This window comes from Sphingopyxis sp. Soil_C_28, from assembly GCF_057657055.1.
In genome coordinates this window covers 66,199-92,685 of sequence record NZ_JBDGJE010000001.1, presented here as the reverse complement: position 1 = coordinate 92,685, position 26,487 = coordinate 66,199, and the positions used below count along the sequence as shown (strand labels likewise).

Annotated in this window: 24 protein-coding genes; 7 read left to right on the top strand and 17 right to left on the bottom strand. The window is 65.8% G+C overall.

Annotated features, from left to right (window positions below; all coding sequences use genetic code 11):
• Nucleotides 1-34 precede the first annotated feature (34 nt).
• From AC3A43_RS00430 to AC3A43_RS00375, 12 genes are all read right to left on the bottom strand, one after another.
• Nucleotides 35-1,930: an XrtA/PEP-CTERM system amidotransferase gene (locus tag AC3A43_RS00430; protein WP_487790581.1), complete on the bottom strand. Its 1,896-nt coding sequence runs from the start codon at nucleotides 1,928-1,930 to the stop codon at nucleotides 35-37.
• An 11-nt stretch (nucleotides 1,931-1,941) separates the two neighbouring features.
• On the bottom strand, nucleotides 1,942-3,420 hold the full coding sequence (gene xrtA / locus AC3A43_RS00425) for an exosortase A (protein ID WP_487790580.1): 1,479 nt from the start codon (nucleotides 3,418-3,420) through the stop codon (nucleotides 1,942-1,944).
• The gene (locus tag AC3A43_RS00420; protein WP_487790579.1) at nucleotides 3,417-4,622 is read right to left on the bottom strand and encodes a TIGR03087 family PEP-CTERM/XrtA system glycosyltransferase; all 1,206 of its coding nucleotides are present in this window, start codon (nucleotides 4,620-4,622) and stop codon (nucleotides 3,417-3,419) included. The genes xrtA and AC3A43_RS00420 overlap by 4 nt, the downstream gene beginning before the upstream one ends.
• Nucleotides 4,622-5,695, bottom strand: a complete 1,074-nt coding sequence (locus AC3A43_RS00415) for a FemAB family XrtA/PEP-CTERM system-associated protein (RefSeq protein ID WP_487790578.1) — start codon at nucleotides 5,693-5,695, stop codon at nucleotides 4,622-4,624. Before AC3A43_RS00415 ends, AC3A43_RS00420 begins: the two co-directional genes overlap by 1 nt.
• Nucleotides 5,677-6,537: an XrtA system polysaccharide deacetylase gene (locus tag AC3A43_RS00410; RefSeq protein ID WP_487790577.1), complete on the bottom strand. Its 861-nt coding sequence runs from the start codon at nucleotides 6,535-6,537 to the stop codon at nucleotides 5,677-5,679. Before AC3A43_RS00410 ends, AC3A43_RS00415 begins: the two co-directional genes overlap by 19 nt.
• 45 nt (nucleotides 6,538-6,582) lie before the next feature.
• Complete coding sequence (locus AC3A43_RS00405; protein ID WP_487790576.1) at nucleotides 6,583-7,854, bottom strand: XrtA/PEP-CTERM system-associated ATPase; 1,272 nt, start codon at nucleotides 7,852-7,854, stop codon at nucleotides 6,583-6,585.
• A gap of 22 nt (nucleotides 7,855-7,876) precedes the next feature.
• Entirely contained in the window at nucleotides 7,877-9,586 is a 1,710-nt protein-coding gene (locus tag AC3A43_RS00400; protein ID WP_487790575.1) for a hypothetical protein, read from the bottom strand.
• Nucleotides 9,586-10,614 (bottom strand): P-loop NTPase, encoded by a 1,029-nt coding sequence (locus AC3A43_RS00395; RefSeq protein WP_487790574.1) that lies wholly within the window; start codon nucleotides 10,612-10,614, stop codon nucleotides 9,586-9,588. The genes AC3A43_RS00400 and AC3A43_RS00395 overlap by 1 nt, the downstream gene beginning before the upstream one ends.
• Before the next feature lie 14 nt (nucleotides 10,615-10,628).
• Nucleotides 10,629-12,167, bottom strand: a complete 1,539-nt coding sequence (locus AC3A43_RS00390; RefSeq protein WP_487790573.1) for an XrtA system polysaccharide chain length determinant — start codon at nucleotides 12,165-12,167, stop codon at nucleotides 10,629-10,631.
• Nucleotides 12,168-12,216: 49 nt separating this feature from the next.
• Entirely contained in the window at nucleotides 12,217-12,873 is a 657-nt protein-coding gene (locus AC3A43_RS00385; RefSeq protein ID WP_487790572.1) for an XrtA/PEP-CTERM system exopolysaccharide export protein, read from the bottom strand.
• Nucleotides 12,874-13,047: 174 nt separating this feature from the next.
• Nucleotides 13,048-14,277 (bottom strand): pyridoxal-dependent decarboxylase, exosortase A system-associated, encoded by a 1,230-nt coding sequence (locus AC3A43_RS00380; protein ID WP_487790571.1) that lies wholly within the window; start codon nucleotides 14,275-14,277, stop codon nucleotides 13,048-13,050.
• Entirely contained in the window at nucleotides 14,274-15,806 is a 1,533-nt protein-coding gene (locus AC3A43_RS00375) for an acyl-CoA ligase (AMP-forming), exosortase A system-associated (RefSeq protein WP_487790570.1), read from the bottom strand. The genes AC3A43_RS00380 and AC3A43_RS00375 overlap by 4 nt, the downstream gene beginning before the upstream one ends.
• A 35-nt stretch (nucleotides 15,807-15,841) precedes the next feature.
• Here AC3A43_RS00375 and AC3A43_RS00370 point away from each other — a divergent pair, with 35 nt between their 5' ends.
• Genes AC3A43_RS00370 through AC3A43_RS00355 form a run of 4 tightly spaced genes read left to right on the top strand, consistent with a single transcriptional unit; the run spans nucleotide 15,842 to nucleotide 18,589 of the window.
• Nucleotides 15,842-16,831: a GNAT family N-acetyltransferase gene (locus tag AC3A43_RS00370; protein ID WP_487790569.1), complete on the top strand. Its 990-nt coding sequence runs from the start codon at nucleotides 15,842-15,844 to the stop codon at nucleotides 16,829-16,831.
• Nucleotides 16,828-17,106 (top strand): acyl carrier protein, encoded by a 279-nt coding sequence (locus tag AC3A43_RS00365; protein WP_487790568.1) that lies wholly within the window; start codon nucleotides 16,828-16,830, stop codon nucleotides 17,104-17,106. Before AC3A43_RS00370 ends, AC3A43_RS00365 begins: the two co-directional genes overlap by 4 nt.
• A gap of 14 nt (nucleotides 17,107-17,120) precedes the next feature.
• A complete protein-coding gene (locus AC3A43_RS00360; protein WP_487790567.1) occupies nucleotides 17,121-17,789 on the top strand; it encodes an alpha/beta hydrolase family protein in 669 nt (222 codons plus the stop codon).
• Entirely contained in the window at nucleotides 17,774-18,589 is an 816-nt protein-coding gene (locus AC3A43_RS00355; protein ID WP_487790566.1) for a hydrolase 1, exosortase A system-associated, read from the top strand. Before AC3A43_RS00360 ends, AC3A43_RS00355 begins: the two co-directional genes overlap by 16 nt.
• Here AC3A43_RS00355 and trxB read toward each other — a convergent pair.
• Nucleotides 18,568-19,533 (bottom strand): thioredoxin-disulfide reductase, encoded by a 966-nt coding sequence (gene trxB / locus AC3A43_RS00350; RefSeq protein ID WP_487790565.1) that lies wholly within the window; start codon nucleotides 19,531-19,533, stop codon nucleotides 18,568-18,570. The two genes, AC3A43_RS00355 and trxB, sit on opposite strands and share 22 nt — an antisense overlap.
• Nucleotides 19,534-19,626: 93 nt before the next feature.
• Between trxB and AC3A43_RS00345 the strand changes: the two genes are divergently transcribed.
• Nucleotides 19,627-20,250: a class I SAM-dependent methyltransferase gene (locus tag AC3A43_RS00345; protein WP_487790564.1), complete on the top strand. Its 624-nt coding sequence runs from the start codon at nucleotides 19,627-19,629 to the stop codon at nucleotides 20,248-20,250.
• A 15-nt stretch (nucleotides 20,251-20,265) separates the two neighbouring features.
• On the opposite strand, the gene trhO is transcribed toward AC3A43_RS00345, so the two are convergent.
• Both trhO and AC3A43_RS00335 read right to left on the bottom strand, forming a co-directional pair.
• Nucleotides 20,266-21,000, bottom strand: a complete 735-nt coding sequence (gene trhO, locus AC3A43_RS00340) for an oxygen-dependent tRNA uridine(34) hydroxylase TrhO (protein WP_487790563.1) — start codon at nucleotides 20,998-21,000, stop codon at nucleotides 20,266-20,268.
• 28 nt (nucleotides 21,001-21,028) lie between these two features.
• Nucleotides 21,029-23,044: a GMC family oxidoreductase N-terminal domain-containing protein gene (locus AC3A43_RS00335; protein ID WP_487790562.1), complete on the bottom strand. Its 2,016-nt coding sequence runs from the start codon at nucleotides 23,042-23,044 to the stop codon at nucleotides 21,029-21,031.
• A 134-nt stretch (nucleotides 23,045-23,178) separates the two neighbouring features.
• On the opposite strand from AC3A43_RS00335, the gene AC3A43_RS00330 reads away from it, so the two are divergent.
• Complete coding sequence (locus tag AC3A43_RS00330) at nucleotides 23,179-23,514, top strand: hypothetical protein (RefSeq protein ID WP_487790561.1); 336 nt, start codon at nucleotides 23,179-23,181, stop codon at nucleotides 23,512-23,514.
• A 17-nt stretch (nucleotides 23,515-23,531) separates the two neighbouring features.
• Here the strand turns inward: AC3A43_RS00330 and AC3A43_RS00325 are convergent, their stop codons facing one another.
• Nucleotides 23,532-23,912: a GFA family protein gene (locus tag AC3A43_RS00325; protein ID WP_487790560.1), complete on the bottom strand. Its 381-nt coding sequence runs from the start codon at nucleotides 23,910-23,912 to the stop codon at nucleotides 23,532-23,534.
• The gene (locus AC3A43_RS00320) at nucleotides 23,909-26,005 is read right to left on the bottom strand and encodes a malate synthase G (protein ID WP_487790559.1); all 2,097 of its coding nucleotides are present in this window, start codon (nucleotides 26,003-26,005) and stop codon (nucleotides 23,909-23,911) included. Before AC3A43_RS00320 ends, AC3A43_RS00325 begins: the two co-directional genes overlap by 4 nt.
• 173 nt (nucleotides 26,006-26,178) lie before the next feature.
• Here AC3A43_RS00320 and AC3A43_RS00315 point away from each other — a divergent pair, with 173 nt between their 5' ends.
• Entirely contained in the window at nucleotides 26,179-26,478 is a 300-nt protein-coding gene (locus AC3A43_RS00315; RefSeq protein ID WP_487790558.1) for a WYL domain-containing protein, read from the top strand.
• The last annotated feature ends 9 nt before the right edge of the window (nucleotides 26,479-26,487 follow it).

The following is a 26,487-nucleotide window of genomic DNA, read 5'->3' as shown; positions in this document are numbered from 1 at the left end:
AGCGTTAAAAACGCGTGGCGATTCGGGGGGTAGATTAGATACCGAACAGCTTCGCCAGCGACTTCTCCAGCATGAAGAATTGCCAGATGAGCCGGCCATGGTCGCGCCGCCCCGACTGATGCGCCGCGACGATGCGTTCGATTTCGGCCATGTCGAACCAGCCCGATCGTGCGAGCGTCGACGAGGTCGCAAGCGCCTTTGCCTGTTCGACCAGTGGGCCGCGGAACCAGTGCGATACCGGCGTAACAAACCCCATCTTCGGCCGGTACAGGATGTCGTGCGGCAGATAGCGTTCCATCGCCTGCTTCATGATAGCCTTGCCGGTTCCGCGCTTGACGCGCATCGATGCGGGCAGGCTCGCGGCGAACTCTATCAGACGATAATCGAGCAGCGGCTCGCGCGCCTCCAGACTCACCGCCATGCTCATCCGGTCGGTCTTGGTCAGGATGTCGCCGGGCAGCCAGATCTGAAGGTCGGCATATTGCGCGCGGTCGAGCGGCTCGCGCGCGGGCGCGGCGGCCATTGCCTTCCAATAGCGCGTCTCGGCAACATGATCGCCGAGCGCGCGATGCGCCGCGTCGTTGAACAGGCGCGAGCGCTGGGCGACGCCGGTCACGCCGACCGCCTCGGCATAACCCTCCGCCCCGCTCTTCGACAGGCTGGCGAGCGTTGCCCGGGCGCGGAGCGGGCGTGGCGCCCAATCCATCTGCGGCCAGACACGCGACAGCGGGCCGAGCACGCCGCGGCGCAGGAAGCCGGGGATCAGGCCGCGTAGCTTTTCTTCCTGATGCTGGAACACGAGGCGGCGGTATCCCGCAAATGCCTCGTCGGCACCATCGCCCGACAACGCAACCGTAACCTCTTCGCGCGCGAGTTCGCACACGCGATAGGTCGGAAGTGCGCTCGCGTCGGCGAAGGGTTCGTCGAAGTGATCGGCGATCCTGTCGACGAGCGTGAAGTCGCCCGACGACACCGTGCGGGTGCGGTGATCGGTCGCAAAACGTTCGGCGATCTGCTGCGCATATTGCGTCTCATCAAGCGCCGCCTGATCGAAACCGATGGTGCAGGTCTTGACCGCCTTTGCGCTTGCCTCGGCCATCAAGGCAACGACCGAGCTGCTGTCGACGCCGCCCGACAGGAAAGCGCCGAGCGGCACGTCGGCGACCATCCGGTCGGTCACTGCGGCGCGCATCAGATGGATGAGATGCTCGGCCGCTTCGCCCTCGCTGGCGCGGATGCGTTTCGAGAAATCGGGTGCCCACCAGCGCGTCGGCGCGGGCACAGGCTTGCCGCGTTCGAGCAGGAGGAAATGGCCCGCAGGTAGTTTTTCGACTCCCGCAACGATGCAATTGTCGTCGGGGACATAACCGAAAGCGAGGAAATCCTCGATCGCGGTGAGGTTCGCTTCCTGCCGCAGGAGCGGATTGCGCAGCAGCCCCTTAAGTTCCGATGCGAACGCTACCGATCCATCCGACAGACGGACAAAGTGAAGCGGCTTTACGCCCAGCCGGTCGCGCGCGAGGAACAGGCACCCGCGCTGGTGGTCGTGGAGCGCAAAGGCGAACATGCCATTGAGCCGCGACAGGCAATCGGGGCCCCACTGGCGCCAGGCCGCGATAATGACTTCGGTATCGCCGCTGGTGCGGAAGCGGTGGCCGCGATCCTCAAGCTCGGCGCGGAGCTCACGGAAATTGTAGATTTCGCCATTATAGGTGAGCGTGACGATCTCGTCGTCGCTCGCCATCGGTTGCGGGCTGCCCTCTATGTCGATGATCGAGAGGCGGAGATGGCCGAGGCCGACGCCGGGCGCGGTCCACTCGCCCGAACCGTCGGGGCCGCGGTGCTGCATCGGCTGGAGCATCGCGCGCAACCGCGCCGGGTCCACCGGCTTGGCCGTTTCGAGATGATAGATGCCCGCGATCCCACACATATTCTGATCGCTTAGCGGGTTTTGAGGGCGCGGTCAGCCATTGCCTTGGCTCCGCCCGACGCGGAAACGAAATCCTCTATCGCATTGCGTCCGCCTCGCCGCTCTTCGCTCGACAGGATCAGCGACAATGCGCGCGGGTCGCCGCCGAGCAGCCGCGCCTGAAGCCCGGCGAGTTTCGCGCGTCGTGGATCACCCGTGACGGTGCCGCCGACGACATACCAGGTGGCCGCGTCGCGCAGCACCGGCCCGGGATGCAGCAAGCGCTCGGTCTTCGCGCCTTTGACGGCAGGCAGCGAAGCGCTCCACGCCCATTTGCTGTCGGGATCGATTGCACCCTGCCCAAAGGCGACGACTTCGCGGCCCTCGGCCTGTCGTTCGTAGCCGCCGATCGCGACGGTCACGACCTGTCCCTTGTCATCGGCAAAGCGGCGCAACAGCCGCCGATCGGCGCCATCGAAGCGCGGGGTCCACGCCGTTCCTTCCGCGCGCGCTTCGCGCCATCCGGCCGGGGCCTCGATCGTTAGCGTGTCGGGAAGCGGCGCACTGCGCCCGCCTACGAGCGTGCCCCAGCCGGCGAAGAGGAGCGGGATTGCGAATGCGGCGGGCAGCACCGCTTTTGCCGCGCCGGTAAAGCGCACCGCGCCGCCCAGCTTGCTCACATCGACCGCGGCATCATTCGCGGGCCGGTCGAACCAGCGGCGGGCCGCGAACATGACGAGCAGGATCACCCCGGCGAAGAAGAACCAGCCGTAAAAGATATGATCGATCCCGCCCGCCGCTACGATTCCCCATATTTCCGCGGCGACGATCGTGCCGTAGGCGCGCAGCGCATTGGCGAGAATTGTCGTCGCCAGCGCGAGCCCGATGAAGACGATCCGCCGGGTCCAGCTGCGAAAACAGAGATGCGCCGCGAACACCGAATATGCGAGCATCGCGATGAGGAAATTGACCCCTGAGCAGGCTTCGGCAACTTCAAAGAAACCGGCGGGTGTTGTGATGAACACCCCCTCCATCTCGGCCGGGATGCCCGAAAGATGAAGCAAGACCATGCTGATATGTGCGGTGAGCGTCTGAAGCAGCGGCACCAGTTCCTCACCGAACGGCACCAGTAACAACGCATAACCAAGCGGAAAGAGCAAAGCCCGCACAAGCTTTTCGCCGAGCGTCGCGGCGACCGCGCCCTGTAGCATCAGCACCAGCGCGAGTTGCCGGAACAAACCCACGCCCGCCGCCTCGCCGACGAGCCACACCATCCCCGCGCCGGTCATCCATAGCAGCGCGGGCCACCAATAGACCGGTGTCAGCGGACGCAGCAGCGCTGCGCGCTGCGACACCAGCCAGCCGATCATCGGCACGATCAGCAGGCAGTGGGTGAAGGTGGAGCTGTTCCACCAGATACCCGCGACGTCAGCCGCCTCCCGCCAGAAGATCGCGAAGACGGCCACAGAGAGAAGCGCAAGCGCACCAAGATGACGCTGCCATCGCGTCATGCGGGCAGTCCCAGCATTTCTCCCAGCGGTGCGAGACGGGCGTCCCAGCCGTAGCGTGCGATCATCCGGGCACGGGCCGCCCGGCCCATCGTCGCGGCAGCGTCCGGATCGTCGAAAATCGAACTGAGTGCGTCGGCCATCGTCGCAGCATCATCGGCGACCCGCAAATGCTCGCCCGGCACGGCGTCGATGCCGGTGGCAGCCGCGCCGCTTGCGACCACCGGCCGTGCCATCGCCATCGCCTCGAGCAGCTTGTTTTGCACGCCGCGCGCGAGCAGCAGCGGCGCTACGACCGCGTTGGCTGCGGCGAGCCACGGCCGCACATCGGGCACTTCGCCGGTCACCGTCACCCCGGGCAGCTTTTGCAGCGCGCGCACCTCGTCGGTCGGCGCACGGCCGACGATCGCGAAGCGTGCCTGGCGGTGGCGCTCGCGGATCAGCGGCAGGATGTCGACAGCGAACCAACGCACCGCGTCCACATTCGGGCGATAGTCCATCTGGCCGGTGAAGATCGCAAGCGGTCCCTCGCCCGCCCCGACGACGTCAAGTTCCAGCGCCGGGTCGAAGCGATCGGTGTCGATGCCGTTTTCGACCGCACGCACCTTGTCGGCACCCAGCCCGCTCTGGCTGCGGAACAGGGCAGCTTCGGCTTCGCTGACGAGCAGACTGGCATCGACGCAGCGCGCGACATCGGCCTCATAGGCGCCAAGCACGCGCGCCTCGCGCGCGTGCACCCAATGCATCGGCTGACGCTTATCCTGTTCGGCATAGATGGCGAATTTAGCGGAATCGACATCGACGAAATCCATCAGCACCGGGCCGTCGAAACCGGTCGGCAGATATTGCGCCATCTGACCCGAGAAGGCGACAATGTGGCTGATGTTTCCATGACGGATCAGCCCGCCGACGTGATGCGCGAGCGCGGCATTGCGAAACAGCCGGTTCGACGCTGGTTCGCCGCGCAAGACCGCCTGCATCACCGCCAGCGGCCGCGAGACGTTACGCACCTCGATTGCCAGGCTCTTGCAAAGCGGTGCCATCTTCTCGCGCGCTATGACGGCATCGGCTTCATTGTCGGCGAGCGCCGCGACATGCACCGGCGCCAGCTTCGCCAGCGCTTCGAACATATGCCAGCTGCGGATTCGGTCGCCGCGGTCGGGGGGCCAGGGCGCGCGGTGAACAAGGAACAGGATTTCGGCCATTACCCCAATCCGCGAGCGATCAGCGGGCCGATCCGGTTTGCCGCCCAGAGCGGCAGCTTTTTCCAAAGATCGACTTGCAACCGATATTTGGCGCTGTTCGGATTGGTGTCGCGGGCGGTTTCGCCGGGCGCGAGCCAGCGCGCATAGACGAGCGGCTGCGGTTCGAAGCCCCAGTTTTTCTTGTAGGCGAAGGGGCCGGTTCCGACCTTCGAGCGGCCGAAATCGAAGCGGGTGCAGCCGCGTGCGCGGGCGTGGCGCATCAGGGCGAAATACATCAGCTCGTTGGCGCGCAGCTTGCGGGCATCGGTCGTGCCGCCGCCCCAATAGGGCATCACGGTGCCGCGCCAATAGAGGCTGAGGACGCTGGCCACAACTTCTCTATCGTTGCGCACATTGAGGATGTCGGCGTCGTCACAGAAAGCGTCAAGTACGCATGAAAACAATGACTTGGGGAACACCGGGGTGCCGAGGTTGCGGACGCTGGTCGCGTAGGTGCGATAATGGTCGGCGCGCTCGGCTTCGCCGCGGCCGGTGGTTACGGTGAGGCCGCTTTCGAGCGCCTTGCGGACCTCGGCGCGTTGCTTGCGCGGGATGGCGAGGAGTTCGGAATCGTCGTCGGCGGCAAGGTCGCGCGCGAAGCCCGCGTAGGTGCCTTGATCGACATGCCAGCCCGCAGGCTGCGGTCCACCGCGCAGTTCGACCGACGGGACGCCGAGCGATTGCGCCATGTCCGCCGCGCCCTGCGCGAGTGTGGCGGCAACGGCCGCATCGTCGGCGAGGATGCCGCCATCCACCGCAAAGCCGCTGGCGACCAGCGCCTGACCGAACAAGGGCGAGCGGACATGGTGGAGCGGGAGGAGACCGTTCAGCGCGCCGGTTGCGTCGCGCGCGGTAACGAGATGGCAGCGGTGGCCGGTGGCTTTGGTGATCGCCTCGCACCATGCGCGCGTGTGGAACGGCGTCGCGTCGGGATGCGCGGCGACATAGGCGTCCCACGCCGCCGTGTCGGACAGCGGGGCGGCGGTGAAGCTTTGATCGATCGACACGGGCGCGTTCACGCTGCGGCGCGCCATGGCAAAGCGCGCTGCTGCTGTGCGGGGAGCAAGGCGTCGGCGCGGGTCCATTCGAAGTCGGCGAGCAGTTTCGTCAGCTTGCCAGCCATGGCCGACAAGCCACTGTAATGGCGGATTTTCGATTTGATCGGCGCATCGGCGACGCGCGGCTGGCCGGGATCGATTTCCCACGGATGGAAATAGAGGATCGCCGGGTGGCCCTCCGCGTTCATCCGCGCGATCGCCCAGCGCGTGAAGCCATAGGGCAGCATCCGCATGAAACCGCCGCCGCCCGCCGCGAGGGTGCGCCCCGCGAAACGCGCGGTCGTGACCGGCCATTCGACAAGGTCGCTGTCGGCAAGCGGCCGCCATGCATGGCGCGGGCTTTGCGGCCAGCCATAATGATCGTGGACGACGGGGGCGACGCTGCTGGAATAGGCATAGCCCTGTTCGGCGAGCACCGCGTGTGCCCAGGGCGTACGCGTATCGACCGAGAAGCTGGGCGCGCGATAGCCGCGGATCGCGACGCCGCCCAGATCCTCGAGGATCGCCTGCGTCTTTTCAAGGTCGGCGGCGAAGCTCTCGGCGGTCATGTTGAACACGCGCTGATGATCATAGCCGTGGCTGGCGAGTTCGTGCCCCGCCGCAACGATGCGCCTGATCAGCGCGGGATAGCGTTCGGCGACCCAGCCGAGGGTGAAGAAAGTGCCCTTTGCGCCCGCAGCGTCGAAAAGCTGCAGCACCGCATCGCAATTCGCCTCGACCCGGCATTCGAGCGTCGGCCAGTCGGCGCGGTCGATCGTGCGCTCAAAGGCGCCGACCTGGAACCAGTCCTCGACATCGACCGACAGGCCGTTCTGCATTTTTCCTCACCTTCATCGGCCCGATAGCGGATTTCTGCTGAAATGTCAGGCAGCCCAAGTCCGCGACGTGGCCGGGTTCGGCGCATTTTCCGGATCGCGTTCGACCCATTCGATCAACAGGTCGAGCACGCGGCGCAGCGCAGCATCCTGTTCGACGAGGCGCGTTTCGAGCGACGCGATCTGCGCCTCGAGTGCGGCGAGATGTTCGGGATCGACCGCCGGGGCAGCGGGTGCCGGGGCTTCGACCGCCGCGGGTGACAGATCGAGCACATCGTCGTCGGCGTCGGGCGGGGTCAGTGTGACCACGTGCGCCGGTGCGGCGGGCGCGGCAAAGGGAGCCGGGCCGCCGGCAGCGGGCACGGCCGCGCGCTGCGGCCATTCGAGCGGCGCCTCGTTCGCGGGCGCCGGTGCGGCGAAGGGCGCGGGGGCCAGCGCGACCGCGTGGGCGGCGGCGGCCACGATCTGATCGACCGGCAGCGGCGCCAGCGTCGATGCGTCGATGCCGCGATCGGCCTCGATCTCGGCGACGACCGAGCGCACATTCTGCGCCGTGATGCGGTGCATCTGTTCAACCGCGCCGTAAAGCAGCAGGCGGCTGACCAGCACGTTGAGCTTGCGCGGCACGCCTTCGCTGTAATCGAAGATTTCTTCGAACGCGTCGGGGCTGAAGCTGGGGTTGCCCGTCCAGCCGACCTTGCCGAGGCGGTGGAGGATATAGGGTTCGACCTCTTCGGGCTCCATCGGATCGAGATGGTGCGTCGCGATCACGCGCTGGCGCAGCTGTTCGAGCGTCGGCGAGTGGAAAAGCGTCTGGCGAAATTCGGGCTGACCGAGCAGGAAGATCTGGAGCAGCGAATGGCCGCCGAGCTGGAAGTTCGACAGCATGCGCAGTTCTTCGAGCGCCGAAATGGCGAGATTCTGGCCTTCGTCGACGATCAGCAGGGTGCGGCGACCGGCCCGCGCCTGTTCGCGCAGATATTCCTCCATCGAGCGCAGCATCTCGGCCTTGCTCTGCCCTTCCCACTCGATGCCGAACTGCTCGGCGACGAGGCGAAGAAGGTCATCGCCTTCGACCTGCGTCGACACCAGCTTGACCGCGGTCAGGCGATTGGGGTCGATCGTGTTCATCAGATGGCCGACGAGCGTCGTCTTGCCCGCGCCGACGTCGCCGGTGATGACGATGAACCCCTCGCCCTGTGCAAGGCCATAGCCAAGGTAGGACATGGCTTTACGGTGCGTGCCGCTTTCGAAATAGAAATGCGGGTCTGGCGTCAGCTGGAAGGGACGCCCGGTGAAACCATAGAACTGATCGTACATCGCAAAAATTCCCGTTGCCTGGTCAGAAGTTGTAACGCAGTCCCACCAAAGCTGAACCGATAAGCTGACTGTTGAAGCCTTCCTGGTCGAAGGCGTTGATGCTGGCGGCGGCGGTCCCGGTCAGGCCGCGCCAGAAGCGCCGCGAATAGGAGCCCGAAAGCCCGGCCGACTGGACGTCGCTGGCCCCCGGCGCGCCATTGTCGAAATAATTGACATAGCCCGACAGGCTGAGGTCGGAATCGGCGTCGAGCTGGCGCGCGGCCGAGAGGAAGAGATAATAATTCTCGTCCTTGATGCCGTTGAGGCTGGCGATCGGCGACAGCAAAGGCGCGAGCAGCTTGCGCTGGTCGTAACCGAGGCCGACGCCATAGCTCCATCCGGCAAAGCGCGACGACAGCGTCGCCTGTACGCCGCGGCTGCGATATTGCGCCGAGGTCGCGCTGCCGAGCTGGTTGTTGAGGCAGCCACCGCCCTGCTGGCCGAATACGCACGGATTGACGTCGCCGCCGATCGGGTTGCGTGTCGGGTCGAACTGTGTCGGCAATGCCGCCAGACCGCCCGACAGGCCGCGACCCAGGCTCGACAAACCGTCATAGACACCGACCTGGATCGATGTCGCATGATCGGCGCGATAGGCGAAGCTGCCCGTGTAAATGGTGTCGCCATAGCGGCGGCCGACACGCGCGGTCAGCGAGGTGCGGCGGCTGGGCTGCCACATCACGCCGGCGTCCCAGATCAGCCCGTCGGTGTCGAACGACAGCTGGCGCGGGGTCGATTTGTCGGTGATGAACCGGCCGCTGGCATCGCGCACCGGCACGCCATTGACGTCGACGACGGGGTTGCGCTGGCCGATTTCGATATCTTCGTAACCGACGCCGCCGAGCAGCGCCACCGTCGGCCCGATCGGCACCGTCACGTCGGCGCGGGCATATTTGCCCTCATACCGCTGGTCGAGCTGGCTGGCATCCTCGCGCTCGTAACCGCCCGAAACCTGCCAGCCGAACGGCAGGTCGCCCGGCCGCGCGCCGACGCTGGCCCATGCGACATGGTTCGTCGAGCTGTCGAAAATATCCTGCGGCTGGCTGCCGGGGACAAGGATGGGCGGCTGATCGACGTCGACCTTGGTGTAGCCGAAGCGATAGCCTGCCCCGACATCGAGCCCGCCGATCCGCCGGGCGAAGGTCGGCCCCGCGTAAAGCGAATAGAGGTTCGCGGCGTTGCTGGCATCGCCGATGAACAGGCCGCTGTCGGCGCCGCGTCCGTCGGCGCGCGAACGGGTCGCGAGCGCGCCGCCTTCGAGATTCAATCCGCGCGCGGCCTCGATCCGGCCGCGGGCGAGACCGCTGATCGTGTCGGAATCGCCCAGCCCGCCGTTCCACCCGATACGATGTTCGTAGCGCAAGGTGCCCGACAATTCGGCGCGGTTCGTGGCAATCGACGCGTCGACGCCAACCGCGAGATTCGTGTAGGTGAGGACGTCGCCGCCATTTTTAAGATCGGCGGTCAGCACCTGACCAACCTCGAGATAGGGACTGACGTCGACCTGACGCTGCGCGCGGCGCCGTTCGGCGCGATTTTCCGCGCGGCCGCGTTCGGGCGCCGATGTGCCGGCCGAAGACGCTTCGCCCGAGCCGGGATCGCCCGAAAACTGGGCGTGCGCGCCCGTCGCGGTTCCGGCGAGCAGCAGGGCCGCCAGCGTCCCCACATGACGCATGGTGGTGATGGTGCGCATCACGCGCCTCCTTGTCCGTAATAGGTGCCGAAACGGCGGCCGCCCGGCGAATATTTCACGCCGTTGAGCAGCAACTGGATATGCGGGCATGCGCCCATCAGGCCGATCGCGTCGCGCAGCGCGGATTCGAGCGTTTCATCGGCGCGCACGACCATGATCGTCTGACCGACGTGGCCGGCGAGCACCGCCGCGGGCGATGCCGCGAGGACCGGCGGCGAATCGATAATGAGGATGCGGCCCGGCGCGCCCTGTTCGAGTTGCGCAAGCAGCGCCTCGGTCCGCGCCGAGGCGAGGAGTTCGGTGTCGTGCATATGGCCGGTGCCCGCGGGCATGACCTTCAGCCCCGGAATGTCGGTCTGGATCAGGCAATCGCCCAGCGGCAGGTGCGGATCGGCTAGCGCGTCCATCAGGCCGGGACCGTCGTCGAGCCCGAGCGCTTCGAGCACGCTCGGCTTTGCGATGTCGGCGTCGATCAGCAGCACGTCATGATCGGCCTCGACCGCAAGGCTGAGCGCGAGGTTGACCGCCGAGAAGGTCTTGCCCTCACCCGGGTTGGCCGAAGCGATCAGCACGCGATGGCCGCGCGGCAGCAGCGGGCGGTTACCGGCGCCGCCGAAATTGCGGATCAGTTCGCGCTTCACAATGCGATATTCTTCGGAGATGCCCGTGACCGCGGTGCCCGGAACGATCATCCCGCGCGACGCGAGGCGTGTCCGGTCGATCGTCCCCTGCCGCGTCGGCACGATCGCGGGCGCCGCCTTGACGACATCCTTGCGCGGCGAGGGCTTGGGCGTCGGCGAAGGCGCGGCTTCGACCGCGGGTGCGGCTTCGACGACGGGATCGAGAATTTCGGGCTGCGCCGCTTCGGCGACGGGCCCGGCCTTTGCCTTCTTCGCCTTTTTTTCGGGCTCGGGCGGCAGGCTCGATACATCGATCGTCGGCGCGTTCGCGGCGGGATCGAGGCCGAACATGTCGGCGGCGCGTTCGAGGAGCGAGGGCGGGCGCTTTACTTTGCGTTGGTCGTTCATGTCATCGTCCCCCGTCACGCAACCATGCCGCGCTGGATAAACTCAGCGACCAGCAGCAAGGCATAGAGGCCGACGAGGGCGCCACCGCCACCCATCAGCCAGACGAGCTTTTTGCGCCGGTCGAGATGGCGTTCGGGCGTCACGACTTCGGTGATCGATCCGATCACCGGCAGGCCGCTGGCGCGTTCAAGCTTGGCGGCGGTGGCGTAGCTGGTGCGCACCTGACCCAAGCCGAAGGCCACACCGACCCCGCCGCCAATGCCGGCGAGCAATACGAGCGTCAGGAACAGCGGGCGGTTCGGCGCCGCAGGGCTGGTCGGCTTCGACGGCGGATCGAGCAATTCGACCTTGATCGCGTCGGTTTCGGTCTGAACCTCGCCGCGCATGCGGACCTGTTCGCGCTGGCCGAGCAGCTTGTCATATTGCGCCTTGAATGCCGTATATTCGCCATTGATCCGGTCATATTCGGCTGCGATGCCGGGATTCTGGATCTGCTGTGACGTGATCCTGGCGATGTCGCCGGTCAGCTGCGCCTTGCGCGACGACAGCGCGCTGACCGTCGCCTGACGCTCGGCGCGCATCGCCGACAGCGAGGCATAGGCCGGATTCTGTGAATTGCCGCCACCGCCGCCCGTGCCTTCGCGGTCGGCCATGGCTTTCAGCGACGCGATCTGGCTTTTGAGCGCGATGACGTCGGGGTGCGCGTCGGTCAGCCCGCGCGCGCGCATCGACGACAGTTCGTTCTGTGCCCCGGCGAGCTGTTGCCGCGCGACGCCGCCGCCGACGCTGCCCATGCCGGGGATATTGATCGTCGCGGGGGTCGAGGAGAGCTGGCCGTTCGCCGCGGCGAGTTGCGCCTGCGCCGACACGAGCTGCGAATCGATCTGGCCAAGTTCGGCGCGCGCGGCTTCGACGCGCTGCGCCGGCGAGCCGCTGCCGCCCGGGATCAGGCCGATATTCTGCGCCTCGAACGCGCCGCGGCGCGCCTCGACCTCGCGCAGCGCCTTTTCGCGATCGGCGATCTGGGCGTCGAGGAATTTCAAGCCTTCGCGCGCATTCATCCGGCCGCCGCGCAGCTGGTCGTCGCGAAACACGGTGATCAGGCTGTCGAGCACCCCCGACGCGAGCTTCGCATTGTCGGCATCCGACAGGCTGCCGACCGCAACGCTCGAGGTCAGTTCGAAGATATTGTCCTGCTGCGGAACGACCTTGATGCTCTTTTGCAGCATCGCGACCGCGCCGGCCTTGTCGCGCTCGCCCGCGCCCGCGGGAAGCAGCCCGGTGGTCGCGGCGACCTTTTCCATATTGCGCGCGCTGGTCAGCGTTTCGCGAATCTGGTCGATCTGCGGACCGCCGCCGCCGCTCTGGACGTCGTCGGGCAGGATTTCGTTGATGTCGACGAGCAGGCGCGCGCGCGAATCATAGCGGTTGGGGATCGAGGCGATCGCCAGCCAGCCGAGGATGCAGATGCCCCATGCGACTGCCAAGACCAGCCACCGGCGCGTCCAGACGCTGTGCAGCGCCACCCGGAATTCGTCGTAAAGGCTGTTCATCGCTCGAAATCGATCCTTGGGAGATGGGTGGGTTGGCGGCGGAAACGCGTCAGAACATGCTTTCGGGGATGATGATCACATCGCCGGGCTGCAGCCGCACATTTGCCTTGATATCGCCGCGCTTGATCAGGTCATTAAGCCGCAGGCCGAATTCCTGCTGCTTCCCACTGCCCTTGTCGAAGCGGACGAGTCGCGCCTTGTTTCCAGCGGCATATTCGCCCAGCCCGCCGACTGCAATCATTGCATCGAGCACGGTCATGTTGGCGCGGAAGGGAATCGATGCGGGTTTCTCGGTCGCGCCGACGACGCGCACCTGCTGCGAGAAGGTGCTGTTGAAGGTCGTGACGATCACGCTGACGATCGGATCGTTGATATACTGGCTGAGCTGGAGCTTGAGATCCTGCTGCAGCATCGTGGGGGTTTTCCCCACCGCGGGCATGTCGGTGATCAGCGGCGTGGTGATGCGGCCGTCGGGGCGGACCTGGACCTTGCCGCCGAGTTCGGGGTTACGCCACACGAAGATCTGAAGCTCGTCGAGCGGGCCGATGATATATTCCTCGCCCGGCCCTTCCTGATTCTGGACAAAGTTCGCGCTGGGCAGCTGCGGCGCGCTGCCGCCGGCGCCCATGCAGCCGGTCAGCGCCGTCGCGGCAATACCCGAAACGAGCGCGGCGCGCGCGATGCGGAGCGTGGGGAACGAAGCCATAATCCATCAACCTTTCGAGCCGTCAGGGGAACCGCGGTCCGGAAACTCCGCGGCGACAGCTATTGCGTCAGCTTCCGCCATTGCTCGAAAAGGGTGAACATACGGTTAGTATTGAACTAAGTTTGGACCACGCCGCGAAAAAACTGTCCCGATCAGGCACAGTTTTTGGCGATATCAGACGAGCATTTCGCGCGCCGGCCCCTGCCCGAGGAAGGTCGCGGGGCTTGCGCTGGCGCCATAGGCGCCGGCGAGGAACAGCGCGATAAGCGCGCCGACGTCCGCGCGCGGCAGCGCGACCTGATCGCCGAGGCGGTCGAGCGGGGTGCACAGGCAGCCGACGACCGAGACGGTTTCGGTGGGCTCGGCGCCGAAGCTGCCCGCGACGGCGATCGGATAGTTGCGGCGGATCACGGTGCCGAAATTGCCGCTTGCCGCAAGCTGGTGGTGAAGGCCGCCATCGGTGACGAGGAAGGTTTCGCCATGGCTGGTCTTGCGGTCGACGACGCGGGTCAGATAGACCCCCGCCTCGGCAACGAGCCAGCGGCCGAGTTCCATCGCGAAACGGCTGTCGGCAAGCGCAGGATCGCGCGCGCCAAGCGTCTCGCCCAGCGCTTCACCGACTGCGGCAACATCGACCGCCGTGTCGCCGGGGAAATAGGGAACCCCCATGCCGCCGCCGAGATTGACGAGCGGCGGCGTAGCGCCGATTTCATCCGCGAGCCGGGCGGCGAGCGCGACCGTCTGCGCCTGCGTATCGGCAATCGCGTTCGCATCCAGTGCCTGCGATCCTGCGAAGATATGGAAGCCCTGCCAGTCGGCACCGGCATCGAGAAGGCGGCGAACAAGCGCGGGAACCTCGGCGGCGTCGACCCCGAAAGGCTTGGCGCCGCCGCCCATTTTCATGCCCGACCCCTTGAGGTCGAAGTCGGGATTGACGCGCACCGCGAGGCGCGGCGTCACGCCAAGGTGCGAGGCGATCGACAGCGCGCGCGCCGCTTCGCCCGCCGATTCCAGATTGAGCGTCGCGCCGGCCGCGATCGCAGCCTCCAGTTCGCGGTCGCGCTTGCCGGGGCCGGCGAAGCTGATGTGCCCGGCGGCCATCCCGCTGCCCTGTGCCGCCTTGAGTTCGCCGCCCGACGCGACGTCGAACCCGTCGACCAGCCCGGCCATAAAGACGAGCAATGGCGCATATGGGTTCGCCTTCATCGCATAGTGCAGCTGGACCTCGGCGGGCATCGCGGCGCGCCATTCGGCGACCCGCGCCGTGAGCATCGCGCTGTCATAGACGAACAGCGGCGTATCACCCGCCATGTCGGCGAGCGCCTCGGCGCGGTCGCCGCCGATCAGCAGCATGCCATCGGGATCGGCGTAGAAGCCGGGCGGGATCGGGCCGTGCGGCTTCATGCCGTCACCGCCTTGACCCAATCGGCGGCAATTGCCACGCGGTCGAGCTTGCCATTGGGATTGCGCGGCAAGGCGTCGCGCCATTCGATTGCCTGCGGCTGCATGAAATTGGGAAGATTCTGGCGGAGATAGGTCGCGAGGCCCTCCTCGTCCGAAACGCCGTCCTTGCCGCGCACGATCAGCATGATCGCGGCGCCGAGCCGCGGATCGGGGATACCGAAGGCCACCGCTTCATAGATCAGCCCCGACGCGACCGCGACATCCTCGACCTCGGTCGGGCTGACGCGGTTTCCCGCGGTCTTGATCATCGCGTCGTCGCGGCCGACGAAATAAAGGAGGTGATTGGCGTCGCGCCGCACGGTGTCGCCCGACCACACCGCCATCCCGCCATATTCGGACGCGCGCGGCGCGGGTTTGAAGCGCTGCGCCGTACGCTCTTCGTCCTGCCAATAGCCTTTGGCGACAAGCGGCCCGCAATGAACCAGTTCGCCCGGTTCCTCATCGGCGGTGATGGTGCCATCGGACCGGCACACCAGAATCTCGGCATGCGGGATCGCGCGGCCCATCGAGGTCGGATGGTCGGCGACGAATTTCGGGTCGAGGTACGTCGAACGGAAGGCCTCGGTCAGCCCGTACATCGGATAAATATCGGCGTTCGGGAAGGTCCGACGCATCGCATCGATCAGCGACGGGGTCAGCGCGCCGCCGCTGTTGGTCAGCCGCTTGAGGTGCGCCGCGGTTTCGGCGGGCCATTCGGCCTCGACGAGCTGCACCCAGAGCGGCGGCACGCCAGCGAGCGTCGTTATGCTTTTCCGCGCCACCGCCTTCACGACGTCGCGCGCGGTCAGATAATCGAGCGGCGCCACCGCGGCGCCCGCATACCAGGTCGAAAGCAGCTGGTTCTGGCCATAATCGAAGCTGAGCGGCAGGACGGCAAGCACGCGATCTCCGGGCAGGAACTTTAGGTAGGAAGCGACGCTTTCGGCGCCGAGCCAAAGGTTCGCGTGGCTGAGCATCACGCCTTTGGGTCGCCCGGTCGAACCGCTGGTGTAGAGGATGGCGGCGAGATCGTCGGGTTCGGCGATCGAGAGCGGAAGCCCGTGCCCGCTCGAATCAATCACTTCCTCGCCGATCTTCAGATCCTGCACGACGCATTCGTCGGGCAGACCGTCACCGAGCATGTCGGCGCGTGCGGCGTTGGTGACGAGCAGCTTGGCGCCACTGTCGGAAAGGATATGTGCGACCTGCGGCCCCTTGAGCAGCGGATTGACCGGCACATGGATCAGCCCCGCGCGCGCGGCGGCCAGCGGCATCAGGCAAGCAAGCCGCGTTTTCGCGCTCCAGCTTGCGACGCGCTCGCCCGGACCGCCCGCCTGTTCGAGCAGCCATGACGCCAGCCGCCCGACCCCCGCATCCAGTTCGGCAAAGCTTATGACCTTGTCGCCGATCAAAAGCGCAGGCGCGTCGGCGCCGCCGCAGCGGGCCAGATGATCGATCGGTCGCGAAGATGAGTTTTCGGGCTTGGTCATCGGCTGTTAGGACAGGAGTGATAGAGGGCAGCACCATGCAAGGGAACGGTGAAGATCACGCTAATGATGATGCGGCGCATGCCGCAGGCTTTGCCGCGCCCTTCGACCGCGCCCTGTGGTTCGATCTGCTGGCGGCGCACGGCTTTGCCGGTCAGGGCCGGTTCGACGCGCGCGGCGACGTCGGCACAACGACCGCATGGCTGCCGCTTCGTGTCGAAAAGCCGGGCCATCTCGCCGGGCTGACGAACTGGTACAGCTTTGCAATCCGGCCGCTCTATTCGGGCGGAGGCGACCATGACCTCGCGCTCGTGGCGCTTTTTCACAATCTGCGGCGGCAGGCTGCGCGGCTGTCGCTGTATCCGGTTCGCGACAACGAGCAGCAGGACATCGTCGCGGCGCTGCGCCACGCCGGATGGTGGGCGAAGGCGGCGCCTGCGGGCGATCGGCACTGGCTTGATCTGGGCGATATGGATCATGACGCCTGGTGGGCGAGCCGGCCCGGCGCGCTGCGCAATACCGTCCAGCGCAAAGCCAAAAAGGGTATCGTCGATATTCAGCTGCTGACGGACTTCGACCCCGGAAGCTGGGCCGCTTACGAACAAATTTATGCCGCGAGTTGGAAGCCCGAGGAAGGCGACCCCGCATTGCTGCGTGCTTTCGCCGAAACCGAGAGCGCGCGCGGGACGTTCCGCATGGGAATCGCGCGCATCGACGGCATTCCGGTGGCCGCGCAATATTGGACCGTCGAGGATGGCACCGCGTTCATCCACAAGCTGGCGCATGTCGAGGATAGTTTGAAGGCCTCCCCCGGCACCTTGCTCTCGGCCGCGCTGTTTCGCCACGTGATCGAGGTGGACGGCGTGAAGCGGGTCGATTTCGGCACCGGCAATGACGGATACAAGCGCGACTGGATGAACCGGCACGACCCGCTGTGGCGTATCGAGGCTTTCAATCCGTCGCGCGCCGCGGCATGGGGTCCGGCATTGAAGGCATTTGCCCGCTTCGTGCTGAGGAAAGAAAATTGACCGATAGCAGCCCAAAGGCATCTGGCATCGACGCCACCCTTCGCGCCCTGCTCGCCGATGTGCTCGGGCTGGGCGAAGCGCGCGCCGCCGCACTGACCGAAGACAGCGGCTTGTTCGGTGCGCTGCCCGAGTTCGATTCGATGGCGGTCGCGACGGTGCTGACCGAAATGGAAGACCGGTTGGGCATCCTCATCGACGATGACGAGATCGACGGCGAAATCTTTGAAACCTACGGCAATTTGCTCGCCTTTTCGCAGCGCAAAGTGACCGACTGAGCCCGTATGCGCGCATGAACGAACATCGGCTGCGCATCGATCCTGCGGGCGCCCCGCGCGCCACCATCCTGATCGTCCCGCCGCTGTTCGAGGAAGCGAATCGCACGCGCCGGACGCTGGTGCTCGCGATGCGCGCGCTGGCGGCCGACGGCTTTGCGTCTGTGCTCCCCGACCTGCCGGGGCAGAATGAGAGCCTTGTTCCGCTCGTCGCGGTCGATCTGGACAATTGGCGGGATGCGCTTGCCGGAGTCGCAGCCGGGATCGAGGGCCCCGTGCTGATCGCGTCGGTGCGCGGCGGCGCGTTGATCGACCATCGCGCAAAGGCAGCCGCATGGTGGCGACTGGCCCCTGTCGGCGGCGCATCTCTGCTCCGCACATTGATGCGTGCACGCGTGAGCGCCGATCGCGAGGCGGGAGTGACGTCGTCGCTCGAAAGCTTGCAGGAAGACGCGAAGACCGCCCCCCTGTTACTTGCCGGCAACCTTCTGTCACCCGCCATGGTCGCGCAGCTCGGCGCCAGTGAGGCGCAGGCGGTGGAGCCTTTGCGCAGCATCGGCTTGGGAGCCGAGGGCATAGCGGGAACGCCGCTGTGGCTGCGCGCCGAGCCGGGTGAAGATGCGGCGATGGCGGAAGCGATCGCCGCTGACATATCCGCATGGGGCAAGACATGCGGCATCAGCTAAGTTTCGCCTGCGAAGGCGCGGCGCTCGCCGCGAGCCTCGACGCGGCGGGGGGCACGACCGGCCTGTTGCTCGTGTCGGGCGGCAACGAGATTCGCAGCGGCGCGCATCGCGGCATGGCAATGCTGGCGGCGCGGATCGCTGCCGAGGGCTATCCGGTCTTTCGCTTCGACCGGCGCGGGATTGGCGACAGCGAGGGCGCGAACGGCGGCTTCGAAAGCAGTGGCCCCGATATTGCTGCGGCGATTGGGGCGTTCCGGGACGCTGCGCCGCACGTTTCGCGTATCGTCGCCTTTGGCAATTGTGACGCAGCGAGCGCCCTGTTGCTGCATCAGCCGCTGGCGTTCGACGCGCTGATCGTGGCGAACCCGTGGACCTATGACAGCGATGCGGAAGACAATGAGGAGCCCGCGCTGCCTCCCGCTGCGGCGATCCGGGCGCGCTATCTGTCGCGGCTAAAGGATCCGAAAAGCCTGCTGCGGCTGATCAGGGGCGAGGTGAATTTCCGCAAATTATTCCGTGGGCTTTCGGCGCTCAACGCGCCGCCCCCCGCCGCTGCGCCCGATAGTCTGGCGGGGCGGATCGACCATGCGATGGCCGGGCTCAGCGCGCCCGCGACGATCCTGCTCGCCACCGGCGATCGGACCGCACAGGCCTTTGTCGAGAACTGCCCCGCCGCGCTGACCCATGTACCGGTCGAGCGGCTCGCCAGCGCGTCGCACAGTTTTGCGGGGGATGATGGTGCGTGGTTGGCGGAGCGGATTTTGGCGGCTCTAGCTGCTCAGGCCTCCACCATCGCGTGATATTCGGCCTCGGCGAGGAAACGTTCGGCGTCGAGCGCGGCCATACAGCCCATGCCCGCGGCGGTCACCGCCTGGCGATAGATTTTGTCGGTGACGTCGCCCGCCGCGAACACGCCGGGAATCGAGGTCAGCGACGTGCCCGGGGTGACTTCCAGATAACCGTCGGCGTCGAGCGGCAGCTTGCCTTTGAACAGCTCGGTCGAGGGGCTGTGGCCGATCGCGACGAAGCCGCCGTCGGTGGGCTCGTGGCTCGCCTCGCCGGTGACGGTGTCGATCAGGTCGACGCCGACGAGGCCCGAAACGCCCTCGCCCGCGACGAAGCGTTCGACCTTCTTGTTCCAGAGCGTCTTGATCTTGGGATTGACGAGCAGCCGGTCCTGCAGGATCTTTTCGGCGCGCAGATGGTCGCGGCGATGGATCAGCGTCACATCGTCGCTGTGGTTGGTGAGATACAGTGCTTCCTCGACAGCGGTGTTGCCGCCGCCGATCACGACGACCTTCTTGCCGCGATAGAAGAAACCGTCACACGTCGCGCACGCCGAGACGCCCTTGCCGCCTAGCTCCTGCTCGCCCGGAACGCCGAGCCATTTGGCCTGTGCGCCGGTCGCGATGACGAGGGTTTCGGCCATATAGACGTCGCCGCCGTCGCCGGTGATCTTGAACGGGCGGCGCGAGAGATCGACGTCGACGATCGTGTCCCAGATCATGCTGGTGCCGACGTGCATCGCCTGCGCGGTCATCTGTTCCATCAGCCAGGGGCCCTGCACCACCTCGGCAAAGCCGGGGTAGTTTTCGACGTCGGTGGTGATCGTCAGCTGGCCGCCGGGTTGCAGCCCCTGCACCACGATCGGCATCATGCCGGCGCGCGCCGCATAGATGGCGGCGGACAGGCCCGCCGGGCCGGAACCGAGGATGAGCATCTTGGTGTGGTGAACGCTGGGCATGACGATCTTTCTTGGGCTGTGCCGGTACGCACAGATGGGTGTTGCCAACCGCGCTAGCAAGGGTCACCTTCCGCGCCAAGGGGAGACTGGCGAATGGCAAGCTGGTGGGAACGTCATGGAGTGCCGCGACTGATCAAATGCGCCTGTTCGCAGGGGCAGATCATGAAGGTGCGCAGCAAGGTGGTGCCGCACGCGCACGGCGATGTGCTCGAGCTCGGCTGCGGCGGCGGGATCAACATGGAATTTTACCGGCCGGGGCAGATCGAGAGCTTTAGCGGGCTCGATCCTTCGCCCGAACTGCTCGCGATGAGCGTCGCGGCGGCGGCGGCGCGCGGGATCGACGCCGATATCCGCGAAGGGGTCGGCGAGGCGATGCCGTTCGAGAGCGGGTCGTTCGATACCGTCGTCACGACATTTACCTTGTGCTCGGTGGACGATCAGGCGGCGGTGCTGAGCGAAATTCGCCGCGTGCTGAAGCCCGGCGGGACCGCGCTGTTCCTTGAGCATGGCGCCGCGCCCGATGCGGGTGTCGCGAAATGGCAGCGGCGGATCGAGCCGGTGTGGAAACGCATCGGCGGCAATTGCCACCTGACCCGACCGATCGGCGATGCTTATGAAAAGGCGGGCTTTGCGGTCGACCGGCAGGCCGCGGCCTATATGCCCAAAACCCCGCGGCCGTTCGGCTGGGTCGAATATGGCGCGGCGCGCCCCGCCTAACGCAGAGAGGACCGCTCATTCGGGGTCGGATTTGTCGCCGACCTCAACCAGCCCGTGCCCGACGCTGACCCGCTCGTCGAAGACGAAGCAGCTGCCGTGCCAGCGGCTCTCGGCTTCGGGCACCTGTTCGAGATAGGCGAGGATTCCGCCCTTTAGGTGAACAACATCCTCGACGCCCTCGTGACGAAGGAAAGCGGTCGATTTTTCGCAGCGGATGCCTCCGGTGCAGAACATCGCGACGCGCTTGCCAGCGAACTTGTCCGCATTGGCGCGCCACCAGTCGGGGAATTCGCCGAAGCTCTTCGTCGCGGGGTCGACCGCGCCCGCGAAACTGCCGTAACCGACCTCGAACCCGTTGCGCGTGTCGATCAGCACCGTATCCGGATCGTCGACGAGCGCGTTCCAGTCGGCGGGATCGACATAGGGCGCGGCGTCGCGTGCGGGGTCGAGCCCCGGCACCTTCATCGTCACGATTTCCTTTTTCAGCCGCACCTTCATCCGCCGGAACGGCATCTCGGCGGCGGTCGAATATTTGACGTCGAGTTCGGCGCAGTCGGGCAGGCCGCGAATATAGCCGAGCACTGCGGCAATCCCCGCCTCGGTTCCGGCGATCGTCCCGTTGACGCCTTCGCGCGCCAGCAGCAGCGTGCCCATCACCCCCTCTGCCGCGCAAAGGTCGAGCAACGGCTGGCGCAATGCGGCCGGATCTTCGAATGGTGCGAAGCGATAAAGGGCGGCAACTTGGAACATGCGCGCGCCATGTAGGCGCGATTGGGCTTTAGCGAAAGGGATCGTGCCGCCCGGTCGCATATTGCGCCATCGCCATCGTGGTCCATTGCGCGTTGACGCGGATACAGCTGGGAAAGGTGCTGGCGTCCGTCACGAACACATTGGTCGTTTCGTGGACGCGGCAGTCGAGGTCGACGACGCCGTGCTGCGGATCTTCGTTGATCGCATTGCCGCCGTGCGGATGGCTGCTCGACAGGGTGACATCATCCTGTTCGCGGATCGCATCGCGGAAGAATGCGTCGACATCCATGCCGCGCGTGATCGTCTGCCCCTTTGCCAGCGCGGGATAGCATTCGATCGCCCCCGCGGCGAAATGGACCTTGGTCAGCGTCGCCATCGCGTCGCGCAGCACGGGCAAATCATCGTCGACGTCGAGGCTGAATTTCAGCTTGCCGTCGACGATCTGCCCGCGCCGGTCGGCGGGAAACAAGATACCCGCCGAATGGACGCGGCCGAAATTCTTCATCCGCTGCGAATGATCGGCGAACCAGCCGGGCATCAGCGAGGCCATCGACATCGGTGGCTGAAAATGGCTTTCGAGCAGGAAGTCGCCGCAATCGACATAGCTCGACATCTGGTCCTCGTCCCACGCATCGCCGCCGGCGCCATCGGGCATCAATGCGACCACCGGCGAGGCGACGTTGAGCGACACCTGATAGCCGGTGCGGTCGATATCGCTGCGGTCGAGCAGTTTCGACGAGGCGATCGTGCCCGCCGCAACGACGACCCCGACGCGGGCGCGAACCAGCGTCTTCGATCCATCGGGCAGGACCAGCTTCACCGCCTCGGCCTCGCGACGGCCGTCGTACGCCGTCTGCCACACGATGCGTTCGGCCTTGGTCCCCGGCAGGATGCGCGCGCCGAAATCGCGGCACGCCTCGGGCAGATAGGTTTGCGCGATGCCCATCCGGCGGCCATAGGCGCAGCCCGAATTGCAATAGCCGCAATAGGCGCAGGCGTTGACGGTGTTCGGCGGGCCGAAATTCTTGGCGAACCAGTCGGCGATCGCCCGGCTGTCGCGCGGGTTGGTCGACCCCTGCGCATAGGCGCGCCAGCCCTCGATAAGATGCGGGCCATTATGGCGCCCGCTGCGCGGTTCGATCGGCGCGATGCCGAGCTTGTCGCGGACGGCGTCATAGCTGGCGTGAAAGGCGGCGGCATCGACCGGCGCGCCGATGCTCGCCCATTTGGCGAGCACATCTTTTGCGTCGGGGTGGGTGCGCCCCGCCTCGTTAACGCGCAGACAGATGCCGTTGTTGATTGTCGACGACCCGCCGACGCAGCGCCCCTGGAACACCACGAAATCGCGATTGGTCGAGGTTTGCAGCGCACCATGTTTGTATAGGCTGGCGATCATGTCGAGTTCATGGTGGGTGATCGCGTGGCTGGGGTAGAAGGGGCCCGCCTCGACGATCAGCACCTTATAGCCCTGCGCCGCGATATTATAGGCGGCGACCCCGCCGCCGGCGCCCGAGCCGATGACGATCACATCATATTCGTCCTCAAGGGTCGACGCATCGAGGATATGCGCCGGGTCGATCTCGCGGCCGCGGACCGGCGACAGCGGGACGTCGGCGGCGCCGCGCTGGCGAAATTTGGGAAGGGTGAAGCCGATCTGCCGATGCACCGGATTGGCGGCATTGGCGCTCTGGTCGCCGGGTTCGAGCCCGGGTTGCCAATGACCATAATAGCAGGCGTAGATGATGCCGCGCAGACGCGCCATGTCCTGAAACAAGTCTATCTGGCTGTTCTGGAACCGGTTCTTCAGTTTCAGGGCGCGGCCAGCGATATCATCCTCGGTAAAGAGTGGGCCACCAAGCACCGCTTCTGTCGCGACGAGCGAAAATTGAATTTCGTCGAGCTTGGTGCCGCCGACTTTTTCAAACAGATCGCAGATATTGGACACGACCTGATCGGGCGTGATCGCCATCTCGGCCTCGTGAAACAGCGCCTCGGTCAGCGCCTTCAAAAATTTGAGCTGCCCGAAATTAAACGGTGCCGTCATTGCCCTGCCCCCAGTTTGCCCGATGTCGCGAATGCCGCGTTATAGACGGCGGGGGCAAGCTGTATTGTACCGAAACGGCAGTTTCGGGGTGGCTAGCGGCCGTTCGCACGCTAGATAGCTTCGAGGGGGAGCGAATGCACATTTCTGAACGAGACGGCACCTTCACGGTGCAGCATGTTACCGGTCCGACGCACAATATGCTTCGCTTAACGGTTGGGCGCGGCAAGTCGCAAGAGTTCGTAGTTACGGTTCTGCCGCCGATTGGCGAGTGCCGTCATCACAACGGCTTAACAGCGCAAGAAGTCGCTTCGGCGATTCGCGCGGGTCTGGCGGACGCCAATGCTGCGCTGAAAACAGACTTCGTCGTTACGGCCGCCGAGATCGTTGAAAACGACAGCAGGCAACAAGGCATTTATGAGTACTTGACCCGTAAAATCATCGAGCGAGCAGCGGAGACCCAGCGGCCCTGAATGTCCGCAATTGGTCGTTAGCCGCCATTCTCGCAGCGCGCCGCGATCCAGTCCCATCCATCATCGCGGTGGCTCTCGATAAGGTGGCGCGGGGCGGGCAAGGCGTCGATCAAGCCGCCGCGGAGGCGAAGAACGGCGGGCAAGTCATCGCGGCGGCTGTAGATGGGCGCGCCGCATCCCGAGCAGAAAGCGCGATATTTCCCCGGCGAGCTTTCATATTCGCGAACGGTATCACGCACGGCGAACGCGACATCGGCCGCATCGGCCAGAACCGCCACGTTGAACGCGCCGCCATTCGCGCGGCGGCACTGGCCGCAATGGCACAGCACCACTTCGTCGATCGAACCCGACAGCGTGTATCGCGTCGCGCCGCAAAGGCACGCCGCGGACAGCGTCATGCCGCGGCCTTTTTCGCCTGCCGATATTTGTGAAGCAGCGGCTCGGTATAGCCCGACGGCTGTGTGACGCCTTCGAAGATCAGCGCGCGCGCCGCCTGCCAGGCGATGCCATCGGGGGTCAGCTTTTCGTAGAGTGTGTCGCTGGCGTTCTGCGCGTCGACCTTGGCCGCCATGCGCGCCAGCGCGGCATCGACCTGTTCCTCGGTGCACACGCCGTGGAGCAGCCAGTTGGCAAGTGCCTGGCTGGCGATGCGCAGCGTCGCGCGGTCTTCCATCAGGCCGACATCGTCGATGTCGGGCACCTTCGAGCAGCCGACGCCCTGATCGATCCAGCGCACAACATAACCGAGGATGCCCTGGCAATTATTGTCGAGTTCGCGGGTAATCTCGGCTCCGCTCCAGTTGCGGCCGGTGGCGACGGGGATGTTCAGCAGGCGATCGAGCGAGGGCACCGCTTCGCCCGCGATTTCCTTCTGGCGGGCGAAAACATCGACCTGATGATAGTGGAGCGCATGGAGCGTGGCGGCGGTCGGTGACGGCACCCATGCGGTGTTCGCGCCCGATTTCGGATGGCCGATCTTGGCGTCGAGCATCGCGCGCATCAGGTCGGGCATCGCCCACATGCCCTTGCCGATCTGCGCCTTGCCGCTGAGCCCGCAGGCGAGGCCGATGCGGACGTTGCGGTCCTCGTAGCTGGCGATCCAGTCGCTCGCCTTCATCTCGCCCTTCGGGATCATCGGGCCGGCGCGCATCGAGGTGTGAATTTCGTCGCCGGTGCGGTCGAGGAAGCCGGTGTTGATGAAGACGATGCGGTCCTTCACCGCATGGATGCAGGCGGCGAGGTTCGCGCTGGTGCGGCGTTCCTCGTCCATCACGCCGACCTTCATCGTATAGCGCGCGAGGCCGAGCATATCTTCGACCGCGTCGAACAGCCGGTCGGTAAAACCGCATTCCTCGGGGCCGTGCTGCTTGGGCTTCACGATATAGATGCTGCCAGCGCGGCTGTTGGTGAGGATACCGAGGCCTTTGAGGTCGTGGAGCGAGCACAGCGCGGTGATGACCGCGTCGCACAGGCCCTCGGGCGCCTCGGCGCCGTTTGGCAGTCTGATCATCGGCGTCGTCATCAGATGGCCGACGTTGCGGACGAACATCACGCTGCGGCCGTGGAGCAGGAAGGGGTCGCCCGATGGCGAGGTCCATTCGCGGTCGGCTTCCATCGCGCGCGTTACCGTCGCCCCGCCCTTGGCAAAGCTTTCGGTCAGGTCGCCGCGCATCAGCCCGAGCCAGTTGGTGTAACCGAGCGTCTTGTCCTCGCCATCGACCGCGGCGACGCTGTCTTCGAGGTCGATGATCGTCGTCAGCGCCGATTCGAGCACGACGTCGGCGATGCCCGCCGGATCGGTCTTGCCGATCGCGCTTGCCGAATCGATCACCAGTTCGATGTGCAGGCCGTTATGGCGGAGCAGGATGCCGCCGGGCTTGCTGCCGACCCATTGCGCGGGGTCGGCGAGCGTCAGCTGGCCGCCCTGCCAGTCGGCCCAGCTTCCCGATGCCAGCGGCACCGCTTCGTCAAGGAACGCCTTGGCGCGCGCGATCACCGCCGCACCGCGTTCGCTGTCATAGCCACCCGGCTTCGCTGCGGGCGCGTCAAGCGCGTCGGTGCCGTAGAGCGCGTCGTAAAGGCTGCCCCAGCGCGCGTTGGCGGCGTTCAATGCAAAGCGCGCGTTGAGCGCGGGGACGACAAGCTGCGGCCCCGCCATCGTCGCGATTTCGGGATCGACATTCTGTGTCCCAACCTGAAACGCCGCGGGTTCGGGGACGAGATAGCCGATTTCGCGGAGGAACGCCTGATAGGCGGCGGCGTCATGCGCCTGTCCGGCGCGCGCTTCGTGCCAGGCGTCGATCTGCGCCTGCAAATCCTCGCGCTTCGCCAGCAGCGCCGCGTTTTCGGGGGCGAATTTTGCAAGCAAACCCGCGAAATCATTCCAGAATTTTGCGGCGTCGAGCCCCGTTCCGGGCAGCGCGCGCTGCTCGATGAAATCGGCCAGACGCGTATCGACGGACAGACCGGAACGATCGAGAAATTCAGTCATGACAGCACCCTCTGGTCGGCGCGGCTGCGCCAGTGGACCCGGGGAGGAAAGGGCCGCCGCCCTATGCCGCGATTGGTTTCGATTGGCAATGGGCGCTTTTCAAGCGCGGCCGGGTAGTTTACGTTGCATCGCACAACGAAAAATAATTCTCCCCAAAAAGCGACTCCGGATCGATGGACGACACACGACTGAAACTGATGGAAGCGATCGCCCGCAAACGGCTGGTGACCGCGCACTATAACGGCCAGGTGCTGAAGCTGGCGCCGCACCTCTTGTTCGAGCGGCGCGGCGACCTGTTCATCAGCGCGCTGAATCTCAACAAAAGCTGGCGATCGGACGAGGATCCGCGGCTCGGGCATTTCAAGCTGGGCGGCCTCGCGTCGATCGAACTGAGCGAGGAATCGTTCGATCCCCTGCCCGGGTTCGAAGCCGCCGCACCGCATGAGGAAGATACGCCGCTGCTCGCGGTTTAACGTCCCATT